Below are 26998 nucleotides of genomic sequence, written 5' to 3'. Positions count from 1 at the left end.
AATCGTTCACGAAGGCCCCCAACACTGTTGGGGGCCTTCGTCATATCCGGCGGGCCGGATTCACAGACATTTCATAGGCAATGGAAACCTGCGCGTACGGCCTCGCCTGGATGATGGACGGGTAGGCCCGAGCCAGCGAGGCTGCGTAGGAAGGAAAGATGCGGATGGTCGGTCAGGCAACGGCTGGGGTCGCACCCGCATCCGGCACGATCCGTACCGGATGGCGCCGGTTCTGTCTGCCCGTCACCTACAGCTATGCGGCAATGCTGATCGCCGTGGCCGCCGTACTCGCGGTGCTGGGCGACGCGGCGGAGACCAAGGTGATCCTGCACGCCAGCTCCAACCTGAGCAATCTGCTGAACGGTCGCTTCGGCACGCTCGTCGCCAGCGCCCTCGTGGTCGGTGACGGCGCCGCGGCGGCGCTGGTCATCCCGCTGCTCATCTGCCTGCTCGCGCTGGCAGAGCTGCGGTTCGGCGCACTGACCACGATTCGTATCTTCGTCGCCGGTCATATCGGTGCCACGCTGCTGGTCGCGGTGGGCCTGTGGGTCGCGGTCACGGCGGACTGGGTGTCGATCAGCATCACGACGGCCGAGGATGTCGGCATCAGCTACGGCGCCATGGCGGTGATCGGTGCCTTCGTGGTGCTGGTGCCGGAGCGCTGGCGCGCCACCTGGTCGATCACGTGGCTGGCCGTCGCGGTCTCCGGCGTGGCGATGGGCCGCACGTTCACCAACGTCGGGCACCTCGTGGCGCTCGTCATCGGCCTGCTGGGCGGTCTCTGGCTGCTGCGGACTCATCGGCTCCGTGCACCCCGGCTGACCCGATTCGAATGCGGGCTGCTGGCTGTCGCCTCCGCGCTGGGTTATCTGATGCTCGTCGGCTGACGGAAACTCGGGTACTTCCTTGGCGCTGCGCCTCGTTCGCTCTCCTGCTGCGCGAATCGCCGGGAATTGATGCCCATGCCGTAGCGCGGCGGACGGTCATTACACTCGACCGGTGCGCCTCGTGATTGCTCGCTGTCAGGTCGACTACGTCGGTCGGCTCACCGCCCACCTCCCGATGGCTCGCCGGCTGCTGATGATGAAGGCCGACGGTTCGGTGCTGGTGCATTCCGACGGAGGTTCCTACAAGCCGCTGAACTGGATGAGCCCGCCCTGCTGGCTGGAGGAACGCGACAGCGAGGCCGAAGCGGCCAAGTTATGGGTGGTGACCAACAAGGCCGGTGAGGAACTGCGCATCACCGTCGAGGACATCGAGCACGACTCCGAACACGAGCTGGGTGTCGATCCCGGCCTGGTCAAGGACGGTGTGGAGGCCCATCTGCAGGAGTTGCTGGCCGAGCACATCGAGACCCTCGGCGCGGGCTACTCGCTCATCCGCCGCGAGTACATGACGGCGATCGGGCCCGTGGATATCCTGTGTCGCGACGCCGACGGCGCCACCGTGGCCGTGGAGATCAAGCGGCGCGGTGAGATCGACGGCGTCGAGCAGCTGACCCGGTACCTGGAGCTGCTGAACCGTGATCCGCTGCTGGCCCCGGTCACCGGCGTATTCGCCGCGCAGCAGATCAAGCCACAGGCCAAGACGCTCGCGACCGACCGCGGAATTCGTTGCCTGACACTGGATTACAACGCTCTCCGTGGCACCGAGAGCGACGAGTTCCGGCTGTTCTAGGCTCGAAGTATGCCCCGCCGGAAACCGCGTCCCAAGCAGTCGCCGGCGCGGTTCCAGCGGGAGCCGCGTCCGCTCGGCGACGTCTTCGGGCGCACCGAGCGCGGCCCCGGCGGCGAGGACACCTACGTGGTCCGCACGATCCCGGGCTCCCGCGCGACCAAGTCCTATCGCTGCCCGGGCTGCGATCACGAAATCCCGCCAGGCACAGCGCATATCGTCGCCTGGCGGGAGTACGGCGGCGAGGACGACCGCCGCCACTGGCACACCGGCTGCTGGAAGGGTAGGCACACCCGCGGCATCACCCGCCGTTGGTCTTGAGTCGTAGCGCCGGTGTCCGCGGACAGATGTCGACGAAAGTGCCCATAGACCGCGCCCACGCGGCCGCAGCCCGGGTACATACCCTTGGCGTGTGAACCTCATCCAGCTGTTGCCGCAGACTTCCTTTCTCCGATTCCCGAACGGAAGCCTGTCGTGACCACCGCGCTGATCATCGGAGATGTGCAGCGGGGAATTACGAGCAACTACCCCTTCACCAGACAGGTCGTGCCGCCGCTCACCGAACTGCTCCCGCGCGCCCGCGCGGCCGGTGTGCTGGTCGTGTTCGTGCACTTCGCCTTTCGGCCCAACGGGACCGATCTGCCGCCGGACAACGCACAACTCCGGTCGTTCTACGAGGCCGGGGACACCTTCCACGAGGGATCGCCCGGGCCCGAGATCGATCTACCGGTCGCACCGGAGGATGTCCTCGTGCTGAAACGCCGCGCCAGCGCATTCGCGGGCACGGATCTCGACCGCGTCCTTCGCTCGAACGGCGTCGATTCCCTCGCGGTCGCGGGCGTCGCGACCAGCGCGATGGTCGCCGCGACGTGCTACGACGCGGCGGACCGCGACTACCGGGTGACCGTGCTGCGGGACGGCTGCGCCGACGGCGATACGGCGATGCACGACTTCTTCATGGATTCCGTCTTCCCCAGCCGCGGGTTCGAGGTCATGCCCTGCGCCGCAATGTAATACGGGAGAAATAAGGAAGGCCGCCCCCGAGTCGGGGGCGGCCTTCGGACGGTGGATGGTTGTGTCGCCCGGCGGGATTGGCGCTAGCTCGAGACTTCGGCGTTCTCGCGCTCGTCGTCGACGATCTCTTCGTCCTTCACCTCGGGAATCGCCTTCTGGCGTCCGGAGCCCGACTGCTTGCCCTGCAGCGAACGCTGCTCCGGGGCGCCGTCGAGCAGCTCGCTCTCGCGGTTGACCGCGGCGAGCATGGCCGGAACGGAATCGAGCTGACCGCGAATTCCCAAGAGCTGGGCCAGGACTCGGCCGCGCAGCACGCGCATCTCCTCGGCCAGCTCCTTGGCGTGCGCGATCTTGCGATCGGCCTGCTGGGTGGCGGAGGTGACCAGGCGGTTGGACTCGTCGGTCGCATCCTTGATGCGCTGGGCGGCCTCGGAGCGGCTGGTGGCCTCGAGCTCCTCCATGGCGCGGGTGAGCTTGGTGCGCCGCTCCGCCATGGTGACCTCGAAGTCCTGCTGGGTGGCCTTGCGCTTGGCCTCCGCCTCCTTGGTGATGCGCTCGGCCTCGGCCTGGGCGGCCTCCACGATCTTGGTGGATTCGCCCCGCGCATTGGAGAGGGTCTGCTCGAACTCGACCTCGAGCGCCTCCCGCTTCTCCTTGGTCTCGGACAGCAGCGACTCGTACTTGCCGCGCATCTCGGTGGCCTGCTGCTCCGCGATCGAGATCATCTCGGCGGCCTCGGCCTGCGCCTGGGCGCGGACCTCGGAGGCCTCGTCGGAGGCCAGGCGGAGCATGCGCGAGATGCGATCGCTCATGCCCTCGGCGGTGGTCGGCGGCACCGACAGGCGGTCGACTTCCTTGCGGAGTTCGTCGATTTCGTCGCGTGCGTCCTCCAGCTGGGCGGCCAGGTTTCTGGCCTGGGCTGCGGCGGCGTCGCGATCTGTTGCGGTGACCCTTAGTTCGGCATCAAATCGGTCGAAATAATTGCGCACCTCATCGCGGTCGTAGCCCTTACGGACCACGGTAAACGGCAACGCGACGAAGCGATTGCGATCGGGCTCAGTGGACGACATGCCCCACAAACTACAGCCTACCGTGCCACCATGGTGACCCGACCGCGAATGTCGTTACGACAAGTTTCCGCGGCCGGATTGCGGTACTAGTGAGTAGGATTCGCGGCCGGCTCCACGAGCTCGATGAGCACACCGCCAGCATCCTTCGGGTGTACGAAGTTGATGCGGGAATCGGCGGTTCCGGTGCGAGGGGCGTCGTACAGCAAACGCAGGCCCCGGCCACGCAGGAAGGTAGCCACGGCGTCGAGGTCGGTGACGCGGTAGGCCAGTTGCTGGAGACCCGGACCGTTGCGATCGATGAACTTGGCGATGGTCGACGCCTCGTTCACCGGTGCCAGCAACTGCAGAGCAGTCGAATCGTCGCCGGCGCCGGGCAGCGACAGCATCGCTTCGTGGACACCCTGCGCCTCGTTCACCTCACGGTGGGTTTCGACCATTCCGAGGTGTTCGGAGTACCAGGCGACGGCGGCGTCGAGGTCGGGAACGGCGATGCCGACATGGTCGACGGCGATCACGTAGTCGGCGGGAATGAATTCGGACGTATCGGCGGTGCTCACCCTTCGAACGGTAGCGCGCACCTGCACGGTGGCGCCGAGACGGCACCGGTTACCGTTGAGTACAGCGTTCACCGATCCACGAAGCGAGGCATACCGTGACCACCACCTCTGTCATCGTCTCCGGCGCGCGGACCCCGGTGGGGCGGCTGCTGGGCGGGCTGAAGGGCTTCAGCGGCTCCGATCTGGGCGGTTTCGCCATCAAGGCGGCGCTGGAAAAGGGCGGTGTGCGGCCCGATCAGATCGACTACGTCATCATGGGCCAGGTGCTGACCGCCGGTGCGGGCCAGATCCCGGCGCGGCAGGCCGCGGTGGCCGGCGGCATTCCGATGGACGTCCCGGCGCTGACTCTGAACAAGGTGTGTTTGTCCGGTATCAACGCAATCGCCTTGGCGGATCAGCTGATTCGCGCCGGTGAGTACGAGATCGTGGTGGCCGGCGGGCAGGAGTCGATGACGCAGGCGCCGCATCTGCTGGAGAAGAGCCGCGAGGGTTTCAAGTACGGCGACGTGACCCTGCGCGATCACATGGCCTTCGACGGCCTGCACGACATCTTCACCGATCAGGCGATGGGCGCGCTGACCGAGACGCGCAACGACTCCGACCACATCAGCCGCGCGGATCAGGACGAGTTCGCCGCCGCCTCGCATCAGAAGGCCGCGGCCGCCTGGAAGAACGGTGTGTTCGAGGACGAGGTCGTGCCGGTGGCGGTGCCGCAGCGCAAGGGCGACCCGATCCTGGTGACCGAGGACGAGGGCATCCGCGCAGACACCACCGCCGAATCGCTGGGTAAGCTGCGCCCGGCCTTCCGCAAGGACGGCACCATCACCGCCGGATCCGCCTCGCAGATCTCCGACGGCGCCGCCGCGGTGGTCGTGATGAGCAAGGCCAAGGCGCAGGAGCTGGGGCTGAGCTGGATCGCCGAGATCGGCGCCGCCGGCGTGGTGGCCGGACCGGATTCCACGCTGCAGGAGCAGCCCGCCAACGCCATCGCCAAAGCCTGTGCGCGCGAGGGCATCTCGCCCGCCGACCTGGACCTGATCGAGATCAACGAGGCATTCGCCGCCGTCGGCATCGCCTCCACCCGCAAGCTCGGCATCGACCCGGCGAAGGTCAACGTGAACGGCGGCGCCATCGCCATCGGCCACCCCCTGGGCATGTCCGGCGCCCGCATCCTGCTCCACCTGGCCCTCGAACTGAAGCGCCGCGGCGGCGGTATCGGCGCCGCCGCCCTCTGCGGCGGAGGCGGCCAAGGCGACGCCCTGATCATCCGCGTCCACTAACCCCGGCCGACCAACTCCACGCACCCCCTGCATGTTCCCGCACCGTCTTCAGCGCACTGAAGGCCGTGCGGGGACGAATAAGGGGTGCGGGAAGCCTGGTGTGTTGTATGACACACCAACTACCCGGTGTCGTAGAGGTGTGGGGGTTGGGCACAATGGAGGCCATGGGCGAATTCTTCGATGTGAGCACCGTGGCCAAGCGTGTGCGTCTGTTCGGCACGCTGGAGGCGGTGTCGTGGGTGCTGCTGCTGACGGGATCGGTGCTCAAGCGGCTGCCGGAGCCGATCACTTGGCCGGTGATGGTTTTCGGGATGCTGCACGGCGTGCTTTTCGTGCTTTTCGTGCTGAATGTGCTGCTGGCGTTCCGGGAGTTCGAGTGGCCGGGTAAGACCCTGGCGCTGGGGCTGATCTCGTCGGTCGTGCCGTTCACCTCGGCCTGGTTCGAGCGCTGGGCGATCCGTTCCGGCCAGTTGGGCGAGCTCAGCGCGGCCGCCGCCCCCACCGCCGCGCGTTCGTGACAAACTGGAAACCGTGACTCGACCTGCTGCACGTCGTCCTTCGCCCGCCGTCGCCGCTGCCATGTCCGGTGCGGTGGATCTGTCCGCTCTGAAACAGCCGGCCGCCACGGACGCTCCGACCGGTCACGCGGTCTCCGAGGCCGATTTCGAGACCAAGGTGCTGCGTCGCTCGATGCAGGTGCCGGTGGTCATCGTCCTGTACTCGCAGCGCAGCCCGGGCAGTGTGGACCTGGTCAAGCTGTTCGAGAAGCTCGTGGGCGAGGGCGACGGCAGCTGGGACCTGGCCACCGTCGAGGCCGAGCCGAATATGCGCATCGCGCAGGCGCTCGGGGTGCAGGGCATCCCGACCGTCATCGCGGTGGCAGCGGGCCAGCCGCTGGCCGATTTCCAGGGCACCCAGCCCGAACCGCAGGTGAAGCAGTGGCTGGCGGCCGTCATCGACGCGGTGCAGGGGAAGCTGCCCGGCGCCGAGGGCGAGGCGGCGCCCGAGGCCGCCGCACCGGAGGATCCGCGGTTCACCGCCGCGGAGGAGGCGATCGAGCGCGGTGACGTCGCCGGTGCCGAGGCGGCGTACGAGAAGATCCTCGCGGAGGAACCGGCCAATACCGAGGCCAAGGCCGCGCTGCGCCAGCTGCGCTTCTACTCCCGCGCCCAGGGTCTGCCCGCCGATGCCATCGCGCGTGCCGACGCCGACCCGGCCGATATCGACGCGGCCTTCGCCGCCGCCGATATGGAGCTGTTCAACCAGGAGCCCGAGGCCGCGTTCACGCGATTGATCGAGCTGATCAAGCGCACCGCCGGGGACGACCGCAACCGCGTCCGCACCCGCCTGGTCGAGCTGTTCGAGCTGTTCGACACGGCCGATCCGGCGGTGGTCGCCGCCCGCCGCAAGCTGGCCACCGCGCTGTACTGAGCGCCCGCCGCGCGAAACGAGTCCGGGCCGCCGGGCGACATGCAGTGTGAACCGGCGGATCGGGGTCGGGGGAAGGCGAACGATCGCTCATGACAACAACTATCGCCCGGGTTCTTGCGGGCGCGACTGCCGCCGCCGCGGTGATCCTGGTGCCGGGCGCCGCCGCGGCCGAGGACACCTCCACCCGTCTCGTACTCACGCGAGAAGACTCGGACCAGCCGACCCGCACGGCGGACCTGGCCTGCGATCCCGTCGGCGGCTCCCACCCGGACCCCGTCGCCGCTTGTGAGTACTTGCTGACCGGCGACCTCGCCCTGCCCGAGGAGGACCCGGGCGTCCGCTGCTTCCGCTACCACCCGGTCACACTGCGGGCCGAGGGCACCTTCCACGGTGCCCCCGTCTTCGTGGAGCGCACATATAACTGCCTCGTCCCAGACCTCCCTACACCCTGGAAGTTCTGACGCCAGGCGAGATCCCGGCCAAAAGCATGCCGGGAATATGGGTGGTGGGCGCGCCGGGTCGTCCCGCGTCACTCCGGAGCTGGGTCGTCCTGCGTCATTCCGGAACCGGGTTGTCCCGCGTCATTCCGGAACCGGGTTGTCCTGCGTCATTCCGGAGCCGGGTTGTCCCACGTCATTCCGGAACCGGGTTGTCCCGCGTCATTCCGTAAGCTGGATCGCTCCTCGTTGATTCCGGCACGCTTTTGGCCGGAAGGCCCTACTCCGGGGTCAGCCACACCGCGCTGTTCGGGGCCATGGTGACCGTGGCCGAATACGGTCGGCCGTGGCAGGGCTCGTCGACTGCCTCCACTCCGCCGAGGTTGCCGATTCCGTTGCCGCCGTAGGTGTCTGCGTCGGTGTTGAGGATTTCGCGCCAGCGGCCGGGGGCCGGGAGGCCGATGCGGTGGTCGCGGTGCTGGGTGCCGGAGAAGTTGTAGACGCAGGCGACGATCGATTCGTCGGATCCGTAGCGCAGGAACGCGATCACGTTGTTCATGCTGTCGTCGGCGTCGATCCAGGCGTAGCCGCCGGGTGCGGTGTCCTGCGTCCACAGCGCCGGATGTGCGCGGTAGGCGGCGTTGAGGTCGCGCACCAGCAGCCGAATGCCGTTGTGCAGCGGGTTGTCCAGCTCGTACCAGTCCAGGCCGCGGTCGTGTGACCACTCCCGGAACTGGCCGAAATCCTGCCCCATGAACAGCAGCTGCTTGCCGGGGTGCGCCCACATGTAGGCCAGCAGCGCCCGCACCCCGCAGGCCTTCGCCCAGTCGTCGCCGGGCATCCGCGTCCACAGCGTGCCTTTGCCGTGCACCACCTCGTCGTGGCTGATCGGCAGCACGTAATTCTCGCTCCACGCGTAGACCACCGAGAACGTGAGTTCGTTGTGGTGCCAGCTGCGGTGGATCTGGTCGCGGCCGAGATACCCGAGGGTGTCGTGCATCCAGCCCATGTTCCACTTCATCGTGAAGCCCAGGCCCCCGACGTCGGTCGAGCGCGTGACGCCGGGCCAGGTGGTGGATTCCTCGGCGACGGTGACCACGCCCGGGTGGTGCTTGTGCACGGTGGCGTTCATATCCTGCAGGAACGCAACGGCTTCCAGGTTCTCGCGGCCGCCGTGAATATTGGGTTCCCAGCCGCCCTCGGGGCGCGAGTAGTCCAGGTACAGCATCGATGCCACGGCGTCGACCCGCAGCCCGTCGATGTGGAACTCCTCGATCCAGTAGTGCGCGTTGGCGACCAGGAAATTGCGCACCTCGTACCGGCCGAAGTCGAAAACGTAGGTGCCCCAATCCAATTGCTCACCCCGGCGAGGGTCGGCATGTTCGTACAGCGGCGTGCCGTCGAAGCGGGCCAGGGCCCACTCGTCACGCGGGAAGTGGGCCGGCACCCAGTCGAGGATGATGCCGATGCCCGCGCCGTGCAGGTGGTCGACGAAGGCGCGGAAATCGTCGGGGGCGCCGAACCGGGCCGTCGGTGCGTAGTAGGAGGTGACCTGATAGCCCCAGGAGCCGCCGAAGGGGTGCTCGGCCACCGGCAGCAGCTCGACGTGGGTGTAGCCCTGTTCCAGCACGTACGCGGCCAGTTGCTCGGCCAGTTCGCGATAGCCCAGGCCCGCGCGCCAGGAGCCGAGGTGCACCTCGTAGACGCTCATCGGCGCCCGGGTCGGATCGGTGCGGGCGCGCGTCGCCAGCCAGTCGTCGTCGTGCCAGGTGTAGGAGCTCTCGGTGACCACCGAGGCCGTGGCGGGCGGCACCTCGGTGGCGAAGGCGAACGGATCGGCGTGGTCGACGGTGCGCCCGTCGGCGCCGTGCACCCGGAACTTGTACAGCGCGCCCGGCTCGATTCCGGGGACGAACAGCTCCCACACCCCGGATTCGCCCAAAGTCCGCATGGGCGCGGTGGTTCCGCTCCAGGCGTCGAAATCGCCGATCACCGTCACCCCGCGGGCGTTGGGCGCCCAGACCGCGAACGATGTCCCCGTCACCTCGCCGTCGAGTGTCGTGTATCGGCGGGGATGCGCGCCCAGCACCTCCCACAGCCGCTCGTGCCGTCCCTCGCCGATCAGGTGCAGATCGAGTTCGCCGACCGTAGGCAGGAATCGATAGCCGTCGGCGGTCAGTACGGTCTGGCCGCCGGGATAGGACACCAGCAGCCGATAGTCCCGGATCTCGATGAAGGGCACCACACCCTCGAAGACGCCGTGCTCGACGTGTTCGAGCGGATAGTCCGCCTCGCCGATCCGGACCGACACCGAATCCGCGTGCGGGCGCAGGGCTCTGATAGCCATGCCGTCCGGATGCGGGTGCGCGCCGAGCACCGTGTGCGGGTCGGGGTGGGTGCCCGCGGCCAGCAACATGAGGTCGCGACGGTTCATAGGTTCCTCACCGCAGCGACCTCCGGTATGCCAATTCCGTTCGGGCGGCGGCGGATACGGGCGGCAGGGCCAGAATGTGCGCGACCGCGCGAACCGGGTCCAGTCGCACGTAATTGGTTTGGCCCCAGTGGTATTCCTCGCCGGTGATCTCGTCGACCACCACCGGGTGGTCGTGCCACTCGCGCCCGATCGCGGGCAGGTCCAGCGAGATCATGCCGTCCTCGGCGCCGTACGGGTCGAGGTTCACCACGATCAGCACCGCGTCGCCGGTGGCGGGGTCGACCTTGGAGTACGCCAGCAGCGCATCGTTGTCCACGTGGTGGAAGGCGATGCAGCGCAACTGCTGCAGTGCCGGATGCGCGCGGCGGATCTCGTTGAGCCGGGTCAGCCACGGCTCCAGCGACTCCCCGCGGGCGGCGGCCGCGGCGAAGTGACGCGGCCGCAGCTGGTACTTCTCCGAGTCCAGGTACTCCTCGCTGCCCGGCCGCACCGCCTGATGCTCGAACAGTTCGAAACCGGAGTAGACCCCCCACGTCGGCGCCAGCGTCGCCGCCAGCACCGCGCGAATCGCGAACATGCCCGGCCCGCCGTGCTGCAGGCTCTCGTGCAGGATGTCCGGGGTGTTCACGAACAGGTTGGGCCGGGCCTCGTCGGCCTTGGCGGCGAGCTCCCGGCCGAACTCCGCCAGCTCGTGTTTGCCCGTGCGCCAGGTGAAATACGTGTAGGACTGCCCGAATCCGCGCCGCGCCAGCCCGTACAGACGGGCCGGGCGGGTGAACGCCTCGGACAGGAAGATCACGTCCGGATCGGTGCGACGCACCTGCGCGATCAGCCACTCCCAGAAGTCGGCCGGTTTGGTGTGCGGGTTGTCGACGCGAAAGATGGTGACGCCCAGTGCGATCCAGTGCCGCACCACGCGCAGGACCTCGGCGTACAGCCCGTCCGGATCGTTGTCGAAGTCGAGGGGATAGATGTCCTGATACTTCTTGGGCGGGTTCTCGGCGAAGGCGATGGTGCCGTCCGGCAGGGTGGTGAACCACTCGGGGTGCTCGCGCACCCACGGATGGTCGGGCGCGCACTGCAGAGCCAGGTCGAGCGCCACCTCCATCCCGAGTTGCCTTGCCGCGTCGACGAATTCGACGAAATCGTCCTCGGTACCCAGTAGCGGGTGGATGCCGTCGTGTCCGCCCTCCGCGGCGCCGATCGCCCACGGCGACCCGACATCGTCGGGCTCGGCGGTCAGGGAGTTGTTGCGGCCCTTGCGATTCACCCGCCCGATGGGATGGACCGGCGGCAGGTAGGCCACGTCGAAGCCCATGGCGGCGATTCGGGCGAGTTCCTTCGCGGCCGTGGCGAAGGTGCCGTGCACCGGGTTCCCGTCGGCGTCCCAGCCGCCGGTGGATCGGGGGAAGAACTCGTACCACGCGCCGTACAGCGCCCGCCGACGCTCCACCAGCACCGCGTGCTGCGGGCCGCGGGTGACCAGGTCGCGCAGCGGGGTGTCGCGCAGGATCTCGCCGACTTCGGCGCTGAACGCGGGCGCGACCCGCGCCGGGAGCTGCCCCTCGGCGCGCAGCGCGGCCGCCGCCGCGCGCAGCCGCTCCCACTGCTTCTTCGGCACCTGCTGTGCCGCCCGGTCCAGTAGCCGCGCGCCGATCTCGAGATCGTTGGCGAGATCGGCGGCGCTCTGCCCGACCGCCAGCTTCGCCTCCACCGCGGCCCGCCAGGTGGCGATCGGATCGCTCCAGCCCTCGATGCGGTAGGTCCACAGGCCCGGCTGATTCGGGGTGAACACGGCGTTGAACACGTCGGGTTCGAATTCGGGTGACATCCGGATCCGCTGGGTGCGTGCGGCGGGTGACCGCACGGCCAGCGTCGCGGCCACCACGTCGTGGCCCTCCCGCCACACGACGGCCCGCACCGGGAACACCTCGCCCACCACGGCTTTGGCCGGGCGGCCACCGGGTACGGACGGGGCGGTGTCATCGATGGCGATGCGACCGGTCACGAGACCAACCGTACCGGTAGTTGCCTCGTGGCTACCCGATTGTCGGACCGGCGATGCCGCCCGTTCGCCGGGCCCGCACGCCGGTTTGCCGCGGCGGCCTGCGCGAAGCGGGCCGAATGTGGAAGGCTGTCGATGCCGAAGCGGAGGCAACCTCTCCGTTGGAGTCGGCGGAGGTAACGACGCTGGAGGAGGATTCACCCGTGATTGCCGCACAAGGCCTTTCGGTGGACATCACGACACCCGACGGGATTGCGGATTCCTACGTCTCGGCTCCGGACGACGGCGCCCGACATCCGGGAGTCCTGCTCTACATGGACGCCTTCGGGTTGCGGCCCAGCCTGCGCGCCATGGCCGACCGGCTGGCCGGGCACGGATACACGGTGCTGGTCCCGAATGTGCTCTACCGGCACGGACGGGCGCCCGTGGTGGACCTGCCGGACTTCATCGACCCGTCGCAGCGGCCCGAACTGTTCCAGCAACTGCTGCCGATGGTCCACGAACTGACCCCCGACCTCGTGCTCCGCGATGCCGACGCCTATCTGGCCTGGCTGACGGCGTACGAACGGACCACCGACGGCCCGATGGGCACCACCGGCTACTGCATGGGCGCCCGGCTGGCGCTGCGCACCGCCGCCGGTTTCCCGGAACTGATCGGAGCCGCGGCGGGATTCCATGCCGGTGGTCTCGTCACCGACGGCCCCGACAGCCCCCACCTGGTGGTCGGAAACGTCACGGCGGAGCTGTATTTCGGCCACGCCGACGACGACCCGTCGCTGCCCCCGGAGCAGGTCGAACGCTTCGAGCAGGCGTTGACGGACGCCGGTATCACCCACCGCTGCGAGGTGTACTCCGGCGCCCACCACGGCTACACCCAGGCCGATACCGCCTCGTACGACGAGCAGGCGGCCGAGCGCCACTGGCGGGAACTGGTGTCGCTGTTCGACCGCACGCTGACGCCCACCGGCTGAGTACCCGGCTGGTCACGGCTGTATTTCGCGTGGTCACGTGGCCGCACCCGCGCGGTGCGGCGCCCTGTATGGTCGATCCGGTGAAGGCACTTCGTCGGTTCACGGTCCGTGCCCATCTGCCCGAACGGTTGTCCGCGCTCGCGGAGCTGGCGACGAATCTGCGGTGGTCGTGGCATGCGCCCACGCAGGATCTGTTCGCCGAGCTGGATCAGGCGCTCTGGCTCGAGGTCGGGCGCGATCCGGTGCGGATGCTGGGCGAGGTGCCCGCGGCGCGGCTCGACGAGCTGGCCGCGGACGACGCCTACGTCCGGGCGGTCGACGCCGCGGCGGCCGATCTGCGGGACTATCTGACGCGCCCGCGCTGGTTCCAGAAGCAGGCGGACGGAGAGCGGGGCGACGCCCTGCCGACGGCCATCGCGTACTTCTCGATGGAGTTCGGCGTCACCGAGGTGCTGCCCAACTATTCGGGCGGCCTCGGGATCCTGGCGGGCGACCATCTGAAGTCCGCCTCCGATCTGGGCCTGCCGCTCATCGGCGTGGGGCTGCTGTATCGCTCCGGCTACTTCCGGCAGTCGCTGACCGCCGACGGCTGGCAGTCCGAGCGCTACCCGCATCTGGATCCGCAGGGGCTGCCGCTGCGGTTGCTCACCGATCCGACGGGCACGGGCGATGCGCCCGCCGGTGCGCCGGTGCTGCTCCACCTGGCCATGCCCGAGGGGCGGGTGCTGCGGGCTCGGGTGTGGATCGCGCAGGTCGGCCGGATTCCGTTGCTGCTGTTGGATTCCGACATCGCCGACAACGATCCGGAGCTGCGCGCGGTGACCGACCGGCTCTACGGAGGCGATCAGGATCACCGGATCAAACAGGAGATCCTCGCCGGTATCGGCGGGGTGCGGGCGGTGCGCGCCTACACCCGGGCCCACGGCCTGCCCGACCCGGACGTGTTCCATATGAACGAGGGACACGCCGGGTTTCTCGGCATCGAGCGCATTCGTGAATTCATGGCCGCCGGACTGGATTTCGACGCGGCGCTGGCCGCGGTCCGCGCCGGAACGGTGTTCACCACGCACACCCCGGTGCCGGCGGGCATCGACCGGTTCGCGGGCGCGCTGGTGCGCCGGTACTTCGGCGGGGCCCACGGCGAACGCGAATCTTCGCTGCTGCCGGGCGTTTCCGTGGATCGCATCGTGGCGCTGGGGCGCGAGGCCGACCCCTCGGTGTTCAACATGGCCCACCTCGGCCTGCGTATGGCCCAGCGCGCCAACGGCGTATCGCAGCTGCACGGCGAGGTCAGCCGTGCCATGTTCGCACCGCTGTGGCCGGGCTTCGATGCCTCGGAGGTGCCGATCGGCGCCGTGACCAACGGCGTGCACGCGCCGACCTGGGCGGCCCGGGAATGGATCGACAAGGCCCGCGAGTTCGTCGGCCCGGAACTGGTGGAGGAGGCGCGCGGCTGGGAGCGGCTGTGCGACGTCGACCTGCGCGAGCTGTGGTCAACCCGAAACACGTTGCGCGGCATACTCGTCGCCGAGGTTCGCCGTCGGCTCCGGGCGTCGTGGCTGGAGCGTGGCGCCGCACCGGCCGAATTGGCCTGGGTGGACGAGGTTTTCGATCCGAATGTGCTCACCATCGGCTTCGCCCGCCGGGTCCCGACCTACAAGCGGCTGACCCTGATGCTGCGCGATCCGGACCGGTTGCGCGCGCTGCTGCTCGATCCCGACCGGCCGCTGCAGCTGGTGGTGGCGGGCAAGAGCCACCCGGCCGACGACGGCGGCAAGGCGCTGATCCAGCAGGTGGTGCGGTTCGCCGACGATCCGGCCGTGCGGCACCGCATCGTATTCCTGCCCGACTACGACATGTCGATGGCGCGCTACCTGTACTGGGGATGCGATGTGTGGCTGAACAATCCGCTGCGCCCGCTGGAGGCCTGCGGCACGTCGGGGATGAAGGCCGCGCTCAACGGCTCGCTGAACCTGTCGATCCGCGACGGCTGGTGGGACGAGATGTACGACGGGGAGAACGGCTGGGCCATTCCCACCGCCGACGGCGTGCGCGACGACGACCGCCGCGACGACCTCGAGGCGAGTGCCCTGTACGAGATGCTGGAACGCGCTGTGCTGCAGCGCTTCTACGATCGCGACCACGACGGGCTGCCGGTGCGCTGGATGGAGATGGTGCGCCACACGCTGCAGACCCTCGGTCCGAAGGTGCTCGCCTCCCGCATGGTGCGCGACTATGCCGTCGACTACTACACACCCGCCGCGGGCGCGTACAGCGCTGTGGCACAGGACGATTTCGCGGGCGCGCGGGAGCTGGCGGAGTACCGCCGCCGCCTCGAGGTGTCGTGGCCGCAGGTGAAGGTGATTCAGGTCGACAGCGCCGGGCTGCCCGACATTCCGGTGATCGGCGCCGGGCTGTCGCTGCGGGCGCGCATCGACCTCGGCGGCCTGGCGCCCACGGAGGTGGTGGTGCAGGCCGTACTGGGCCGGGTCTCGGTGGACGACGATCTCTCCGACGTCACGACCGTCGAGATGGCGCACGCCGGAACGGATTCTGGCGTGGAACTGTTCACCGTAGACACCCCCGTGCCGCTGTCGGGCGCGGTCGGCTACACCGTCCGCATCCTCCCGCACCACCGTCTACTGGCCACCGACGCCGAACTCGGTCTGGTCGCCACCCCCACCCCGTAGCCGCCACTCCATAGCCCCCAGCCATTTCCGGCGCGCTCATCACCCTCAGTCATGCCCGTTGCGCTGATCGCCCCTCAGTCATTTCCGGCGCGCTTTTGGCCGGAATCTCCACTCGCCGAGGTGGATTCCGGCCAAAAGCATGCCGGAAATGACCGAGGGGACGCTGCTCGAATGACCGGGAGACGATGGGCTCAGGCTTACCCCGGTTGGACCAGGGTGCGTTTCATGATTTTGCCCGTGGCGTTGCGGGGCAGGGCATCGATGAAGTGGACGTCGCGGGGGACCGAGAAGCGGCCGAGGCGGTTGCGGATGTAGGTGCGGATCATGTCGGGGTCGAGGCCCGAGTCGTGGCGCTTGACCACGAAAGCGGCCAGGCGCTGGCCGAATTCGCGATCCGGGACGCCGATCACCGCCACCTCGCTGATCTGCGGCAGATGTGAGAGTGCCTCCTCGACGGGCCGGGGGAAGACGTTCTCGCCGCCGGAGATGATCATCTCGTCGTCGCGGCCCGCGACGAACAACCGACCGGCGGCATCGAGATAGCCGACGTCGCCGGTGTCGAGCATGCCGTCGGCCTCGCTCGGCGGCGCCGCATCGGTATAGCCGTCGAAGAGCATGTGGTTGCCGACGAACAGGCGCCCGGTCGCGCCGACCGGCACCGGACGCGAATCCGGGCCCAGCACGGCGATTTTCGTGCCGAGCGGGGGCCTGCCCGCCGTGGTGGGCGAGACCCGCAGATCGCTGGGATCGGCGATGGTCGCCCAGGACACCTCGGTGGATCCGTAGACGTTGTAGAGGATCTCGCCGAAGAGTTCGGTGAACCGCAGCACCGCCGCCCCGGCCAGCGGCGCCCCGCAGCTCGCGACCACCTGCAGGCTGGAGGTGTCGTAGCGGGCACGCACGCCCTCGGGCAGGTCCAGGATCCGGTTCACCATGATCGGCACCACGATCAGCGAGGTGACCCGATGCTCGTCGATCAGCCGTAGGCAGTCCTCGGCGTCGAAGCGTTCGGTCAGCACCACCGTCGCCCGGATCGGGGTGCTGATCTGCAGCGCCGCCAGCCCCCAGGTGTGGAACAGCGGCGACGGAATCAGCATGGTCTCGTTCATCTGCAACGGAATTCGCGATAGCAGCGCGGCGACCGTACCGAAGCCCTTGGGGTGCGGGCGCCGGGCGCCCTTCGGCGTGCCGCTGGTCCCGGACGTCAGCACGATCAACCGGCCCGGCCGCGCGGGCTTGCCGAAACGGCCACGCCCCGAGGCGATCAGATCGTCCACCGTCGCGCGTCCGGGTTCGGCTGGATGGCCCGACGCGGTGAAGCGCGGAATCTCCGGCGGCACATAGCGGATCAGGTCCTCCAGCTCCGGATCGGCGAATACCGCTGCGAGCTGGTGTCTTTCGGCGATCTCCGCGATCCGGCCCGCGGCCAGCCCCGTGTTGAAAAGCAGCACGTCGACGCCGAGCTTGCCCGCGGCGACCATGATTTCGACCATCTCGGTGTGATTGCGGGCCAGCAGCCCGATCGCATCGCCGGCGCGGATGTCGAGCTCGGCCAGGGCGCTCGCCAAAGCGTGTGTGCGGTCGTGGATCTCGGCGAAGGTGCGCATGCCGCGCTCGTCGATCACGGCCGGTCGGCGCGGATCGTAGGCGGCCGCGGCCGCGTAGCCCCCCGCCAGCGTGAAACCCCATTTGGCCAGGCGGCCGATCTGTTTCAGCCCGCGATCCGGCCGATAGCTGCGCACCACACCGGTCGACACCATCTGCCGGGCGACCCCGGCCTGCAGCCGCATCGGCGAATCCTCGCCGTTGACCACCACCGAGGTGGGGGAGCCCTGCACCAGGTCGGCCAAGCGGTCCAGCGCGGCATCGGCCCAGTCGATCACGTCCGCGTTCGACAGTGTCGCCACGAGCGGATGCACCCGCGCCGGTGCGAAGAAGGTGACGTTGACCCGGGTCTGCTCGTCGTCGCCGCGCAGGCGTATCACGGCGAAGCTGCCCTGCCCGGGGCACTGCAGCTCCAGAAACTCGGGGGCCTTACCGGGGACCAGTTGCACGTCGATGCTGCGGACCTCGTCCTCGGCACCGCCCAGGCGCATCCGCAGCATCGGCCCGCCGCCGTCGGAATCGAGTTGTTCGCAGGCACCGACGCCGGGGAACATCCGGGGATAGGTCTCGGGATCGAGGAGGAGATCCCACAGCGCTTTGCGAGCGACCGCCAAGTCGACGGCCGTTTCGACGATATCGGTAACCAACTGCTTGCACTTCTCGCTCGGCCGTTTCGAAAGCTCGGTTCGGCGGATAACGCATTTGTAACGGTCGACACACTCCAGGTCAAGGAGTCCCATATTGGAGGCGAATTCTCAGTTAAATTGCCTGCAGGTTGCATGGGACTTGCTGTCCCAGGAGGTCCATGCTGGTGATGATTGCCGTCGATTCGCCGAGTCCGGATGGCGCCGGGCGTGTCGCGGCATATACCGTGCCCACCGGATATGCGCAGGGACAGCGGATGTCCTGCAGTGGATATAGCATTTGTCGTTCCGGGCCGAGGGTGGAGACAACACATGAGTACTGACGTGCAGCCGCGACCGCGGGGACGACTCGACTCTTACTTCGGGGTCACCGAACTCGGGTCGACCTACCGGCGCGAGATCATGGCCGGGACGGTGACATTCCTGGCGATGTCCTATGTGCTCGCGGTGAATCCGTCGATCCTCGGCGACCAGGGGCAGCTCGGCCCGCTCGGTATCCCGACCCAGGCGGTGTTCACGGCCACCGCGGTCGCGGCGGTGTTCGGCACGCTGGTCATGGGCATCTGGGCGCGCTATCCGGTCGCGCTCGCGCCGGGCATGGGGCTCAACGCCTTCTTCGCGTACACGGTGGTGCTCGAGATGGGTATCCCGTGGCAGGAGGCGCTGTCGGGCACATTCCTCTCCGGCGTCATCTTCTTCGTGCTCGCCGTCACCAAGGTCCGCGAGAAGATCATCGACGCCATCCCGATGCAGATGAAGCTGGCGGTCGGCGCCGGGATCGGCATGTTCGTGGCGTTTCTCGGACTGAAGAATGCCGGTGTGGTGACCGCCAGCGAGGCGACGCTGGTGCACCTGGGCGATTTCACCAAGGGCACGACGCTGCTGGCGCTGTTCGGGCTGCTCGTGACGGTCGTCTTCATGGTGCTCGGCTGGCACGGGGCGGTGCTGTACGGCATCCTCGCCACCACCGTGGTCGGAATCGTCAGCGGGCTGGTCGACCTGCCGGATTCGGTGGTGGCCATGCCGCACGGGCTGGATCAGACCTTCGGGCAGGCGATCATCCACCTGCCGGACGCCTTCACCGGTCAGATGATCATCGTCGTGCTGACCATGCTGTTCGTCGACTTCTTCGACGCGTCGGGCACGCTGATCGGCATCGCCAACCAGGCCGGGCTGCTCGGTCCCGACGGCAAGCTGCCGCGCGCGGCGCAGGCGCTGGCCGCCGACTCGGTCGGCACCACCGCGGGCGCCGTCATCGGCACCTCGACCACCACCGCGTACGTCGAATCCACCGCCGGTGTCAGCGCGGGCGGGCGCACCGGATTGACCGCGGTGGCGACGGCCGGGTGGTTCCTGGTCGCGATGTTCTTCTTCCCGCTGTTCGCCGTCGTCGCCGGGGCGCCCGCGGTCACCGCGCCCGCGCTCATCGTGGTCGGCGTGCTGATGGCGCGCGCACTGGGCGAAATCGACTGGACCAAGCTGGAGTACGCGATACCGGCGTTCCTCACGGTGATCATGATGCCGCTGACCTATTCGATCGCGAACGGCATCGCCATGGGCCTGCTGTTCTACCCGGTGGTGATGGTCGCCCGCGGGCGCGTCCGCGAGGTCCACTGGGTGATGTGGGTGCTGATGGCCGTGTTCCTCGGATACTTCTTCTTCCTGGCGGAATAAGTCCCGGTCAGAACGAATCGAAGTCGCGGAATAACGATTGAACCGATTAGGGTTGTCTCCCCGTGAACAAAGCGGACCATGGTCCGGTTTGTTTGCGACAACTAACTAGTTGATGAGGACACGGAGACAATCATGACCGCCAATACCACCGCCTCCAGCGAGCTAGGCCGCCGCGCCGACGCTGTCAACGCTTCCGATGTCGGCCTGCTGGTACTGCGCCTGTTCTTCGGCGGCCTCCTGGCCGCCCACGGCGCGCAGAAACTGTTCGGCTGGTTCAACGGCCCCGGCCTGGACGCGACCAACACCATGTTCGACCAGATGGGTTACAACCCCGGCAAGCTCTTCGGCACCTTGGCCGGGCTCAGCGAACTCACCGGCGGGGTCCTGCTGCTGCTGGGCCTGCTGACGCCGCTCGCGGCGGCCATCGCGCTCGGCACCATGGTCAACGCGATCAATGCGACATGGGCCAGTGGCCTTTTCGGCGGCACCGACGGGCCGGGCTACGAGATGGCGCTGCTGTTCGGAATCGCCGCCGCCGCGCTCGCCTTCACGGGACCCGGCCGCTACTCGCTGGATTCCGGCCGTCCGTGGGAGCGCAAGGGCGTGGTCTGGGGTGCGGCGGCCATCGCGTTGGCAGTCGTCGCCGGTGTGATCACCCTGATCCTCAAATGGACGCTCTGAGCCACGACACTCCGAGCAGGCGAGCCCGGGCGGAGCGGATTCCGAGCGTCGCGCGGGTGGAAGATTTTGGTGCCCCCGCACCGCGTGCAGGGCTTGGCGCGGGGGCATCAGATACATCCGATGGGGAATTGGGGGTCATCGGAGTATCGCCGCCCAATTTACTTCCGCATAGAAGTTCGGGCCAAGGGATGAGAGTCATTTCACAGCCGGGCGAGGTTTATTTCGCCGCCGCGGTCGGAGACGTCGAGGTCAGGCGCTGCAGGGCCTTGGTCACCACCTCCGGATCGGAGGTCTCCCAGTACGGCGGCAGCGAGGCCCGCAGGTAGGCGCCGTAGCGGGCGGTGGCCAGGCGGGAATCCAGGATCGCCACCACGCCGCGGTCGTCGGTGCTGCGCAGCAGGCGGCCCGTGCCCTGGGCCAGCAGTAGCGCCGCGTGATTGGCCGCGATCGCCATGAATCCGTTGCCGCCGCGCGATTCCACCGCCCGTTGCCGCGCGACCAGCAGCGGATCGTCCGGGCGGGGGAAGGGGATGCGGTCGAGGATCACCAGGCTCAGCGACGGGCCCGGCACATCGACGCCCTGCCACAGCGACAGCGTGCCGAACAGCGAGGTCTCCGGGTCGTCGGCGAACTTGCGGACCAGCGCGCCCGTGGCGTCGTCGCCCTGGCACAGCACCGGGGTGTCCAGGCGCTGGCGCAGGATCTCGGTGGCCGCCTTGGCGGCGCGCATCGACGAGAACAGCCCCAGCGTGCGGCCGCCCGCGGCGCGGATCAGCCGCTCGATCTCGTCCAGGTAGGCCGGGGGGAGGCCGTCGCGGCCCGGGGCCGGAAGATGCTTGGCGACGTACAGGATTCCGGATTTCGCGTGGTCGAACGGGGAGCCGACGTCCAGCGAATTCCAGCGCACGGTGTCGGCGTCCGCGGGGGCCTCGGCGCCGTTGGCGAGGGCGGCATCGACGCGGTTGGCCGACTGCGACGGCAGGCCCCAGGTGACGGCCAGCCCGTCGAACGACCCGCCGACCTGCAGCGTGGCCGAGGTGAGGACCACGGTGGCGGTGCCGAACAGGCGGCTGCGCAGGAGTCCGCCGACCGACAGCGGCGCCATGTGCAGGGTGCGCCGGGCGACGCCGCGCATCTCGTCGGCGGCCAGCCAGATCACGTCGCGCCGGGCCGCCGGGTCGCTTTCCTCGAAGGTGGTCAGCGCTCGGACGGTGGTGTCGTGGATCTCCTCGACCGCGGCCACCGCCTGATTGCGCGCGGCGGCCGCCTCCGGATCGCCCTGCGGGGCAGACGAACCCGGCGGCGCCAGTGCGGTGCGGCAGTTCCACGCGGTGTCGCGGATCAGCGCCAGCACCCCGGACGCGCCCCCGGGCAGCTCGTCCCACCGGCCCGCGGGCATCTCCTCCAGCAGGTCGTGCCAGGCCTCGGCGGCGCCCTCGAGCCGATCGACCTCCTGCTCGTCGACGAGTTTCGCGCAGCGTTTGGCCGCGGCGCTGATCGCGGCGGTGGACAGTTCGGCGGTGGCCACGCCGGTGACCCGGTCCACCAGTTCGTGTGCCTCGTCGATGACGACCACGTCGTGTTCGGGCAGCACCTGGATGCCGCTGATGGCATCGATGGCCAGCAGGGCGTGGTTGGTGACCACGACATCGGCCTGCCCGGATTCGCTGCGGGCCCGTTCGGCGAAGCAGTCCTGACCGAACGGGCAGCGAGACTTGCCCAGGCACTCCCGCGAGGACACACTGACCTGCCGCCAGGCGCGGTCGCTCACGCCCGGCGCGAGTTCGTCGCGGTCGCCGGTCTCGGTGTCGGACGCCCAGTCGTTGAGCCGCTGCACCTCGCGGCCGAGCCGGGACACCGCGAACGCGTCGAACAGTTCGGCATCGGCCGGCTCGTCCGGAATCGCGCTGTTGATCTTGTTCAGGCACAGGTAGTTGTTGCGGCCCTTGAGGATCGCGAACTGCGCCCGGCGGCCGAGCGGCTTGCTCAGCGCCTCGGCCAGGCGCGGCAGGTCGCGGTCCACCAGCTGGCGCTGCAGCGCGATGGTCGCCGTCGAGACCACGACCGTGCGGCCGGTCTGCACCGCGTGCCGCAGGCTCGGCACCAGATAGGCCAGCGACTTGCCGGTGCCGGTGCCGGCCTGTACCGCCAGGTGCTCCTTGGTGTCGATGGAATGCGCGACCGCGGCCGCCATGGTCTGCTGGCCCTTGCGGGCCGTGCCGCCGAGGGCCTCGACGGCGGTCGACAGCAAGGTCGGAACGGGCGGCAGTTCGGGCACCCTGGCAGGGTACTGCGCCGGTCCGACAGCCGGGCCGGGCCATCGAGCCTCGGATCGATTCCGGGCTGGCGGACCCGCGGCGACGTGGTGTTGTGTGGTGTACGAAGTGCATGCGCAGCGAGTGGGAAGAGGTGTCCGATGCGGCAGTCACGGGAAGACTGGATAGCCGGGGGAGCGTTCGTCGAAGTGGCCGGGCATCGGATCTTCCACCGGCAGGACGGCCCCGAGGGCGGGCGGCCGGTGACGCTGCTGCACGGCTATCCGACGTCCTCGCACGACTGGGTGCCGATCCTGCCCGCGCTCGTCGAATCGGGTTGCCGGGTAACCACTCTGGACTTCCTCGGGTTCGGCGCCAGCGCCAAGCCGCGCGGCCACGACTATCGGATCACCGAGCAGGCCACCCTCGTCGAGGAGTTGTGGAAATACCTGGGGATCGGTGAAACCGCGCTGGTAGCACACGATTACGGCGTCAGCGTCGCGCAGGAACTGCTGGCTCGCGACCCCGCGCGCATCACCCGCATGGCGTGGCTGAACGGTGGGCTCTACATAGATCTGTACCGCCCCATGGCAATTCAGCGCCTCATGCACACGCCGATCGGAAAGCTGCTGGGGCCCATGATGTCCGAGAGCACCTATCGGCGATCACTGCGCCGGGTGCTGGGCCGCTCGATCTCGTATGCGGACCTGCACGATATGTGGCTGGCGACCTCGGACAACGGCGGCAAGCACGTGCAGTGGCACCTCAACCGCTACCACGACGAACGGCGGGTCCACGCCGACCGCTGGCAGAAGTCCCTGGAGACCTATTCCGGACCGGCCCTTTTCATCTGGGGCCCCGCCGATCCGATCAGCGGCGGGCACGTGCTTCCCCGATTGCGGGAACGACTCCCGCGCGCGGACTTCGTCGTCCTCGACGGGGATCCGGTTACCGGCCACTACCCGCAGGTCGAGAACCCGGAGCCGGTCGCGGCAGCGCTGACGAAGTTCCTCACCCCGTAGTCAATTCCGCGACGCAGGCCAGGTGGGAGGCTATTTTCGGAAATGACTTGGAACGGAATGCTCTGTTCTGTTAGAGTGGTGTCAGAACGAAGCGCACCGCTTCGGAGAGCAAGGAGATCCACAATGTCCGACATCCGCACCTTCCGCATCGAGATCCCGCAGGCCGACCTGGACGACCTGAACTACCGCCTCGCGCACACCCGGTTCGCCGCCGAACTCCCGGCCGAGCGGTTCGCGGGCAAGGTGGATCTCGGCATCCCGGTCCCCCCGGGCTGGGAGTACGGCGTGCCGGGCGCGTTCGTGCAGCCCCTGATCGAGCGGTGGCGCGACGAATTCGATTGGCGCGCAGTGGAGGAGAAGCTGAACGCGCACCCGCACTTCGTCACCGAGATCGACGGGCAGGACATCCACTTCGTGCATGTGCGCTCGGCGAATCCGGACGCGACGCCGCTGATGCTGACCCACGGGTGGCCGAGCTCGTTCGTCGAGTACCTGGGCCTGATCGACAAGCTGACCGACGAGTTCCACCTGGTGATCCCGTCGTACCCGGGCTTCGCGTTCTCGGGCCCGACGCGGGACATCGGCTGGACGCCGGAGCGGATGGCGGCCGCGTACGTCGAGCTGATGCGGCGGCTGGGGTACGAGCGCTACGGCGTGCACGGCAACGACGGCGGCGCGATCGTCTCGCCCGAAATGGGCAGGCTCGCACCGGAGAACGTGATCGGCGTGCACGTCAACCAGATCTTCTCCTTCCCCAAGGGGGAACCGGGCGAGATGGACGGCCTCAGCGAGCAGGAGCTGATGGGCGTGCAGTTCGGTCAGAAGTTCCTGGAGCACTCCATCCACGACTTCACCCAGCGCGCGCAGCCGAGCACGATCGCGCACGGCCTGTCGGATTCACCGGCCGGGCAGCTGGCCTGGAGCGGGCAGCTGCTGGGTTCGCTGGATCCCGACGACATCCTCACCAACGTCGCGATCTACTGGTTCACCAACACCTCGGCGTCCTCGGCCCGGTTCTACTACGAGAACGCGAAGGGCGAACACGCCGCGGAGCCGACCACCGTCCCGATCGGCCTGGCCTCGTTCGGATACGACTTCAAGCCGCCGCGCAAGTTCGCCGAGCGCGACCACGCGAACATCGTGCAGTGGAACGAGTACGCGGAAGGCGGGCACTGGGCCGCCTACGAGGTGCCCGAGGTGCTGGCGGCGGATATTCGCGGGTTCTTCGCAAAGCTGGTGTAAGGCAAGCGGTTCCGTCGAGCCCCGGCCGAGGTACATCGGCCGGGGCTCGACGGCGTACGGGTCGGCCGGGTTTGTCGGCAGGCCGGGCCTCGAGTGCGTGCGGATCGGGCGTGGGCCGGAGCCCGGGCGCCCTGAACTCAGCCCTCCAGCGCACCCGCGAGTTCTACACCTGCACCGCGCATCTGGTCCAGCGCCTTCTCGGTGGTGGCCGATGCGACATTCGCGGTGAGCCCCAGCAGGACTCGGGTATCGAATCCGGCCAGGCGGGCGTCGAGCGCGGTGGCGCGCACGCAGTGATCGGTGGCGATGCCGCAGATGTCGACGGTGTCGATAGCGTTGGCGCGCAACCAGTCCGCGAGGGAGGCGCCGTCGTCGGCGGTGCCCTCGAAACCGGAGTATCCGGCGCTGTACTGCCCCTTGGAGAAGATCTGCTCGATCGGCGCGATATTCAGATTCGGATGGAACTCGGCACCGGGCGTGCCCGCCCGGCAGTGCGGCGGCCAGGTGCCCACGTAGTCGGGATCGTCGGAGAAGTGCGACCCGGGATCGATGTGGTGATCGCGGGTCGCCACGATCGCGTCGTAGTCGGCGACGCTCAGATATTCCGAGATCCGTTCGGCCACCGCGGCGCCGCCGGCGACGGCCAGCGACCCGCCCTCACAGAAATCGTTCTGTACGTCGACGACGATGAGTGCTCTGGTCATCTGCTGTACCTCGGTCTCGAACGGGACGTTCGCGCTGTCCTCATTGTAGGAAAGTGGTGCCGATCGCGGGCTCCCCGGCCGACAGCTTCAGCCCCTCCCACGGCAGGCTCACCAGCCCCCGCGCGACCAGGTCGCGAGACTCGGCCAGGGTCGGCTGCCCCTCGACGACGCGCCCCTCGCGTACGAGCGGAACCAGCAGGTCGCGGACCTGATGGCCGTTCCCCGGGCGGGCCGCGCGGGCCGGATAGACGATCTCCTCCACGATCGTGCCGGTCCGCCGGGACAGCCGCACCGCCTTCTTGGTGCCCCCGCGCGATTCCTTGTGGCTGCTGCGCTTGGCCACCGGCACGCCGTCCACCTCCACCAGCTTGTAGACCATCCCGGCGGTCGGCGCGCCGGAACCCGTGACCAGCGACGTGCCGACGCCGTACGCGTCGACCGGTTCGGCGCGCAGCCCGGCGATCGAATACTCGTCCAGATCCCCGGACACCACGATGCGGGTCCCGGTCGCTCCGAGCGAGTCCAGCTGATCGCGCACCTGCCGCGCCAGGACGCCGAGGTCGCCGGAATCGATGCGCACCCCGCCCAATCCGGTTCCGGCCACCTCGATCGCGGTGGCCACGCCCTGCGTGATGTCGAACGTGTCGACCAGCAGCGTGGTGCCGATGCCGAGCGCCTCGATCTGGCTGCGGAACGCCGCCGCCTCGTGCTGACCGTCGGGTCCGCTGTGCAGCAGGGTGAACGCGTGTGCGCTGGTGCCCGCGCCGGGAACGCCGAAGCGCCGCACGGCCTCCAGGTTGGAGGTGGCGTCGAAGCCCGCCAGGTAGGCGGCGCGGGCGCTGGCGGGCGCGGCCAGTTCGTGGGTGCGCCGCGATCCCATCTCGATCATGCGGCGCCCGGCGGCGGCGCTGACCATGCGCGCGGCCGCGGAGGCGATCGCACTGTCGTGGTTGAGGATCGACAGGGCCAGGGTCTCCAGCACGACGCATTCGGCGAAGCTGCCCCGCACCGACAGAATCGGCGAACCCGGGAAGTAGAGGTCGCCCTCGCGGTAGCCGTCGATCTCGCCGGTGAATCGGTACGAGCGCAACCACTCCAGGGTGCGGCGGTCCAGGAATTCCGCGGCAATCGCGAGTTCCGGTTCGCCGAAACGGAATTCGGCCAGTGCGTCGAGCAACCGACCGGTACCGGCAACCACCCCGTAGCGCCGGCCGTGTGGCAAGCGCCTGGCGAATACCTCGAACGTGCAGTGGCGCTGGGCCGATCCGTCGGCCAGCGCGGCCGCCAGCATGGTCAGTTCGTACTGGTCGGTCAGCAGCGCGGTGCTGGATACTCCGGGTGTGGTGTCCACGTCGTCACTGTAGACAGCGGACCCGTCGGGCCTGGTGCGGGACGCCGCCGGGAACCGGACAAAACGGCGAGCTGCGGGTGTTGTGTATTCGGAGTCGAGTCGTACCCTGAAGGTTATGGGTCTGTGCATAAAAGACGCTGTCCGGGTCGCCGCCGGTCCGGCCGGCGTGAGCCCGGTGCTGTCGGCGCCACAGGCTACCCCCGAGGCAATCGAGTCCACCGAGATTCTCGAGGCCGAGGACCGGCCCTGGGTCACGG

General features: G+C 68.6%; 22 protein-coding genes. 14 read left to right on the top strand and 8 right to left on the bottom strand.

Annotated elements, in window-relative coordinates:
• The first annotated feature begins 158 nt into the window (after nucleotides 1–158).
• The 4 genes from NM1_RS36055 (at nucleotide 159) to NM1_RS36040 (ending at nucleotide 2688) form a co-directional block, all read left to right on the top strand.
• Entirely contained in the window at nucleotides 159–887 is a 729-nt protein-coding gene (locus tag NM1_RS36055) for a rhomboid-like protein (protein WP_068030896.1), read from the top strand.
• 112 nt (nucleotides 888–999) lie between these two features.
• Nucleotides 1000–1677 carry an endonuclease NucS gene (nucS, locus tag NM1_RS36050; RefSeq protein ID WP_068030893.1) on the top strand — a complete coding sequence of 226 codons (678 nt, stop codon included), beginning with the start codon at nucleotides 1000–1002 and terminating at the stop codon, nucleotides 1675–1677.
• Between the two features lie 9 nt (nucleotides 1678–1686).
• Nucleotides 1687–1995, top strand: a complete 309-nt coding sequence (locus NM1_RS36045) for an Rv1322 family protein (protein ID WP_068030892.1) — start codon at nucleotides 1687–1689, stop codon at nucleotides 1993–1995.
• Between the two features lie 153 nt (nucleotides 1996–2148).
• On the top strand, nucleotides 2149–2688 hold the full coding sequence (locus tag NM1_RS36040) for a cysteine hydrolase family protein (protein WP_068030889.1): 540 nt from the start codon (nucleotides 2149–2151) through the stop codon (nucleotides 2686–2688).
• An 83-nt stretch (nucleotides 2689–2771) separates the two neighbouring features.
• Here the strand turns inward: NM1_RS36040 and NM1_RS36035 are convergent, their stop codons facing one another.
• Nucleotides 2772–3758 carry a coiled-coil domain-containing protein gene (locus NM1_RS36035; RefSeq protein ID WP_068030887.1) on the bottom strand — a complete coding sequence of 329 codons (987 nt, stop codon included), beginning with the start codon at nucleotides 3756–3758 and terminating at the stop codon, nucleotides 2772–2774.
• 86 nt (nucleotides 3759–3844) lie between these two features.
• Complete coding sequence (gene mce, locus NM1_RS36030; protein ID WP_246011541.1) at nucleotides 3845–4315, bottom strand: methylmalonyl-CoA epimerase; 471 nt, start codon at nucleotides 4313–4315, stop codon at nucleotides 3845–3847.
• A 95-nt stretch (nucleotides 4316–4410) separates the two neighbouring features.
• On the opposite strand from mce, the gene NM1_RS36025 reads away from it, so the two are divergent.
• The 4 genes from NM1_RS36025 (at nucleotide 4411) to NM1_RS36010 (ending at nucleotide 7487) form a co-directional block, all read left to right on the top strand.
• A complete protein-coding gene (locus tag NM1_RS36025) occupies nucleotides 4411–5595 on the top strand; it encodes an acetyl-CoA C-acetyltransferase (protein ID WP_068030884.1) in 1185 nt (394 codons plus the stop codon).
• Nucleotides 5596–5702: 107 nt separating this feature from the next.
• Nucleotides 5703–6113 (top strand): DUF3817 domain-containing protein, encoded by a 411-nt coding sequence (locus tag NM1_RS36020; protein WP_255286261.1) that lies wholly within the window; start codon nucleotides 5703–5705, stop codon nucleotides 6111–6113.
• A 61-nt stretch (nucleotides 6114–6174) separates the two neighbouring features.
• Nucleotides 6175–7026, top strand: a complete 852-nt coding sequence (locus tag NM1_RS36015; RefSeq protein WP_068030879.1) for a tetratricopeptide repeat protein — start codon at nucleotides 6175–6177, stop codon at nucleotides 7024–7026.
• 89 nt (nucleotides 7027–7115) lie between these two features.
• Nucleotides 7116–7487 (top strand): SSI family serine proteinase inhibitor, encoded by a 372-nt coding sequence (locus tag NM1_RS36010; protein ID WP_068030875.1) that lies wholly within the window; start codon nucleotides 7116–7118, stop codon nucleotides 7485–7487.
• Nucleotides 7488–7743: 256 nt separating this feature from the next.
• Here the strand turns inward: NM1_RS36010 and glgB are convergent, their stop codons facing one another.
• Both glgB and NM1_RS36000 read right to left on the bottom strand, forming a co-directional pair.
• Entirely contained in the window at nucleotides 7744–9897 is a 2154-nt protein-coding gene (gene glgB / locus NM1_RS36005) for a 1,4-alpha-glucan branching protein GlgB (protein ID WP_068030872.1), read from the bottom strand.
• A 7-nt stretch (nucleotides 9898–9904) separates the two neighbouring features.
• Complete coding sequence (locus tag NM1_RS36000) at nucleotides 9905–11905, bottom strand: alpha-1,4-glucan--maltose-1-phosphate maltosyltransferase (protein ID WP_068030869.1); 2001 nt, start codon at nucleotides 11903–11905, stop codon at nucleotides 9905–9907.
• Nucleotides 11906–12105: 200 nt separating this feature from the next.
• Here NM1_RS36000 and NM1_RS35995 point away from each other — a divergent pair, with 200 nt between their 5' ends.
• Together NM1_RS35995 and glgP are read left to right on the top strand one after the other, a co-directional pair.
• A complete protein-coding gene (locus NM1_RS35995) occupies nucleotides 12106–12873 on the top strand; it encodes a dienelactone hydrolase family protein (RefSeq protein WP_068030901.1) in 768 nt (255 codons plus the stop codon).
• An 80-nt stretch (nucleotides 12874–12953) separates the two neighbouring features.
• Nucleotides 12954–15563 (top strand): alpha-glucan family phosphorylase, encoded by a 2610-nt coding sequence (glgP, locus tag NM1_RS35990; protein ID WP_068030898.1) that lies wholly within the window; start codon nucleotides 12954–12956, stop codon nucleotides 15561–15563.
• 197 nt (nucleotides 15564–15760) lie between these two features.
• On the opposite strand, the gene NM1_RS35985 is transcribed toward glgP, so the two are convergent.
• Nucleotides 15761–17815 (bottom strand): AMP-binding protein, encoded by a 2055-nt coding sequence (locus NM1_RS35985; protein ID WP_068030866.1) that lies wholly within the window; start codon nucleotides 17813–17815, stop codon nucleotides 15761–15763.
• Nucleotides 17816–18124: 309 nt separating this feature from the next.
• On the opposite strand from NM1_RS35985, the gene NM1_RS35980 reads away from it, so the two are divergent.
• Together NM1_RS35980 and NM1_RS35975 are read left to right on the top strand one after the other, a co-directional pair.
• A complete protein-coding gene (locus NM1_RS35980) occupies nucleotides 18125–19486 on the top strand; it encodes an NCS2 family permease (protein WP_068030863.1) in 1362 nt (453 codons plus the stop codon).
• Nucleotides 19487–19618: 132 nt separating this feature from the next.
• Nucleotides 19619–20167 carry a DoxX family protein gene (locus NM1_RS35975; protein WP_068030861.1) on the top strand — a complete coding sequence of 183 codons (549 nt, stop codon included), beginning with the start codon at nucleotides 19619–19621 and terminating at the stop codon, nucleotides 20165–20167.
• A gap of 217 nt (nucleotides 20168–20384) precedes the next feature.
• Here NM1_RS35975 and NM1_RS35970 read toward each other — a convergent pair whose 3' ends face one another.
• Entirely contained in the window at nucleotides 20385–22445 is a 2061-nt protein-coding gene (locus NM1_RS35970) for an ATP-dependent DNA helicase (protein WP_068030859.1), read from the bottom strand.
• 138 nt (nucleotides 22446–22583) lie between these two features.
• Between NM1_RS35970 and NM1_RS35965 the strand changes: the two genes are divergently transcribed.
• Nucleotides 22584–23444, top strand: a complete 861-nt coding sequence (locus NM1_RS35965; protein WP_068030856.1) for an alpha/beta fold hydrolase — start codon at nucleotides 22584–22586, stop codon at nucleotides 23442–23444.
• A gap of 123 nt (nucleotides 23445–23567) precedes the next feature.
• Nucleotides 23568–24686 (top strand): epoxide hydrolase family protein, encoded by a 1119-nt coding sequence (locus NM1_RS35960; RefSeq protein WP_068030854.1) that lies wholly within the window; start codon nucleotides 23568–23570, stop codon nucleotides 24684–24686.
• A gap of 137 nt (nucleotides 24687–24823) precedes the next feature.
• Here the strand turns inward: NM1_RS35960 and NM1_RS35955 are convergent, their stop codons facing one another.
• Both NM1_RS35955 and NM1_RS35950 read right to left on the bottom strand, forming a co-directional pair.
• Nucleotides 24824–25390, bottom strand: coding sequence for an isochorismatase family protein (locus tag NM1_RS35955; RefSeq protein ID WP_068030851.1), 567 nt, complete (start codon nucleotides 25388–25390; stop codon nucleotides 24824–24826).
• 40 nt (nucleotides 25391–25430) lie between these two features.
• Nucleotides 25431–26870 (bottom strand): nicotinate phosphoribosyltransferase, encoded by a 1440-nt coding sequence (locus NM1_RS35950; protein ID WP_084520367.1) that lies wholly within the window; start codon nucleotides 26868–26870, stop codon nucleotides 25431–25433.
• Between the last annotated feature and the right edge of the window lie 128 nt (nucleotides 26871–26998).

The organism is Nocardia mexicana NBRC 108244 (assembly GCF_001613165.1).
GTDB lineage: Bacteria > Actinomycetota > Actinomycetes > Mycobacteriales > Mycobacteriaceae > Nocardia > Nocardia mexicana.
This window is presented reverse-complemented; position numbering and strand designations above follow the sequence as displayed.

Coding starts and splice junctions, on each gene's coding strand:
- glgB (WP_068030872.1), bottom strand. CDS start 9,897: ATGAACCGTCGCGACCTCATGTTGCTGGCCGCGGGCACCCACCCCGAC.
- NM1_RS36035 (WP_068030887.1), bottom strand. CDS start 3,758: ATGTCGTCCACTGAGCCCGATCGCAATCGCTTCGTCGCGTTGCCGTTT.
- NM1_RS36015 (WP_068030879.1), top strand. CDS start 6,175: ATGTCCGGTGCGGTGGATCTGTCCGCTCTGAAACAGCCGGCCGCCACG.
- NM1_RS36010 (WP_068030875.1), top strand. CDS start 7,116: ATGACAACAACTATCGCCCGGGTTCTTGCGGGCGCGACTGCCGCCGCC.
- NM1_RS36055 (WP_068030896.1), top strand. CDS start 159: ATGCGGATGGTCGGTCAGGCAACGGCTGGGGTCGCACCCGCATCCGGC.
- NM1_RS35975 (WP_068030861.1), top strand. CDS start 19,619: ATGACCGCCAATACCACCGCCTCCAGCGAGCTAGGCCGCCGCGCCGAC.
- NM1_RS36020 (WP_255286261.1), top strand. CDS start 5,703: ATGACACACCAACTACCCGGTGTCGTAGAGGTGTGGGGGTTGGGCACA.
- NM1_RS35960 (WP_068030854.1), top strand. CDS start 23,568: ATGTCCGACATCCGCACCTTCCGCATCGAGATCCCGCAGGCCGACCTG.
- NM1_RS35965 (WP_068030856.1), top strand. CDS start 22,584: ATGCGGCAGTCACGGGAAGACTGGATAGCCGGGGGAGCGTTCGTCGAA.
- NM1_RS36045 (WP_068030892.1), top strand. CDS start 1,687: ATGCCCCGCCGGAAACCGCGTCCCAAGCAGTCGCCGGCGCGGTTCCAG.
- NM1_RS35950 (WP_084520367.1), bottom strand. CDS start 26,870: ATGCACAGACCCATAACCTTCAGGGTACGACTCGACTCCGAATACACA.
- NM1_RS35980 (WP_068030863.1), top strand. CDS start 18,125: ATGAGTACTGACGTGCAGCCGCGACCGCGGGGACGACTCGACTCTTAC.
- NM1_RS35955 (WP_068030851.1), bottom strand. CDS start 25,390: ATGACCAGAGCACTCATCGTCGTCGACGTACAGAACGATTTCTGTGAG.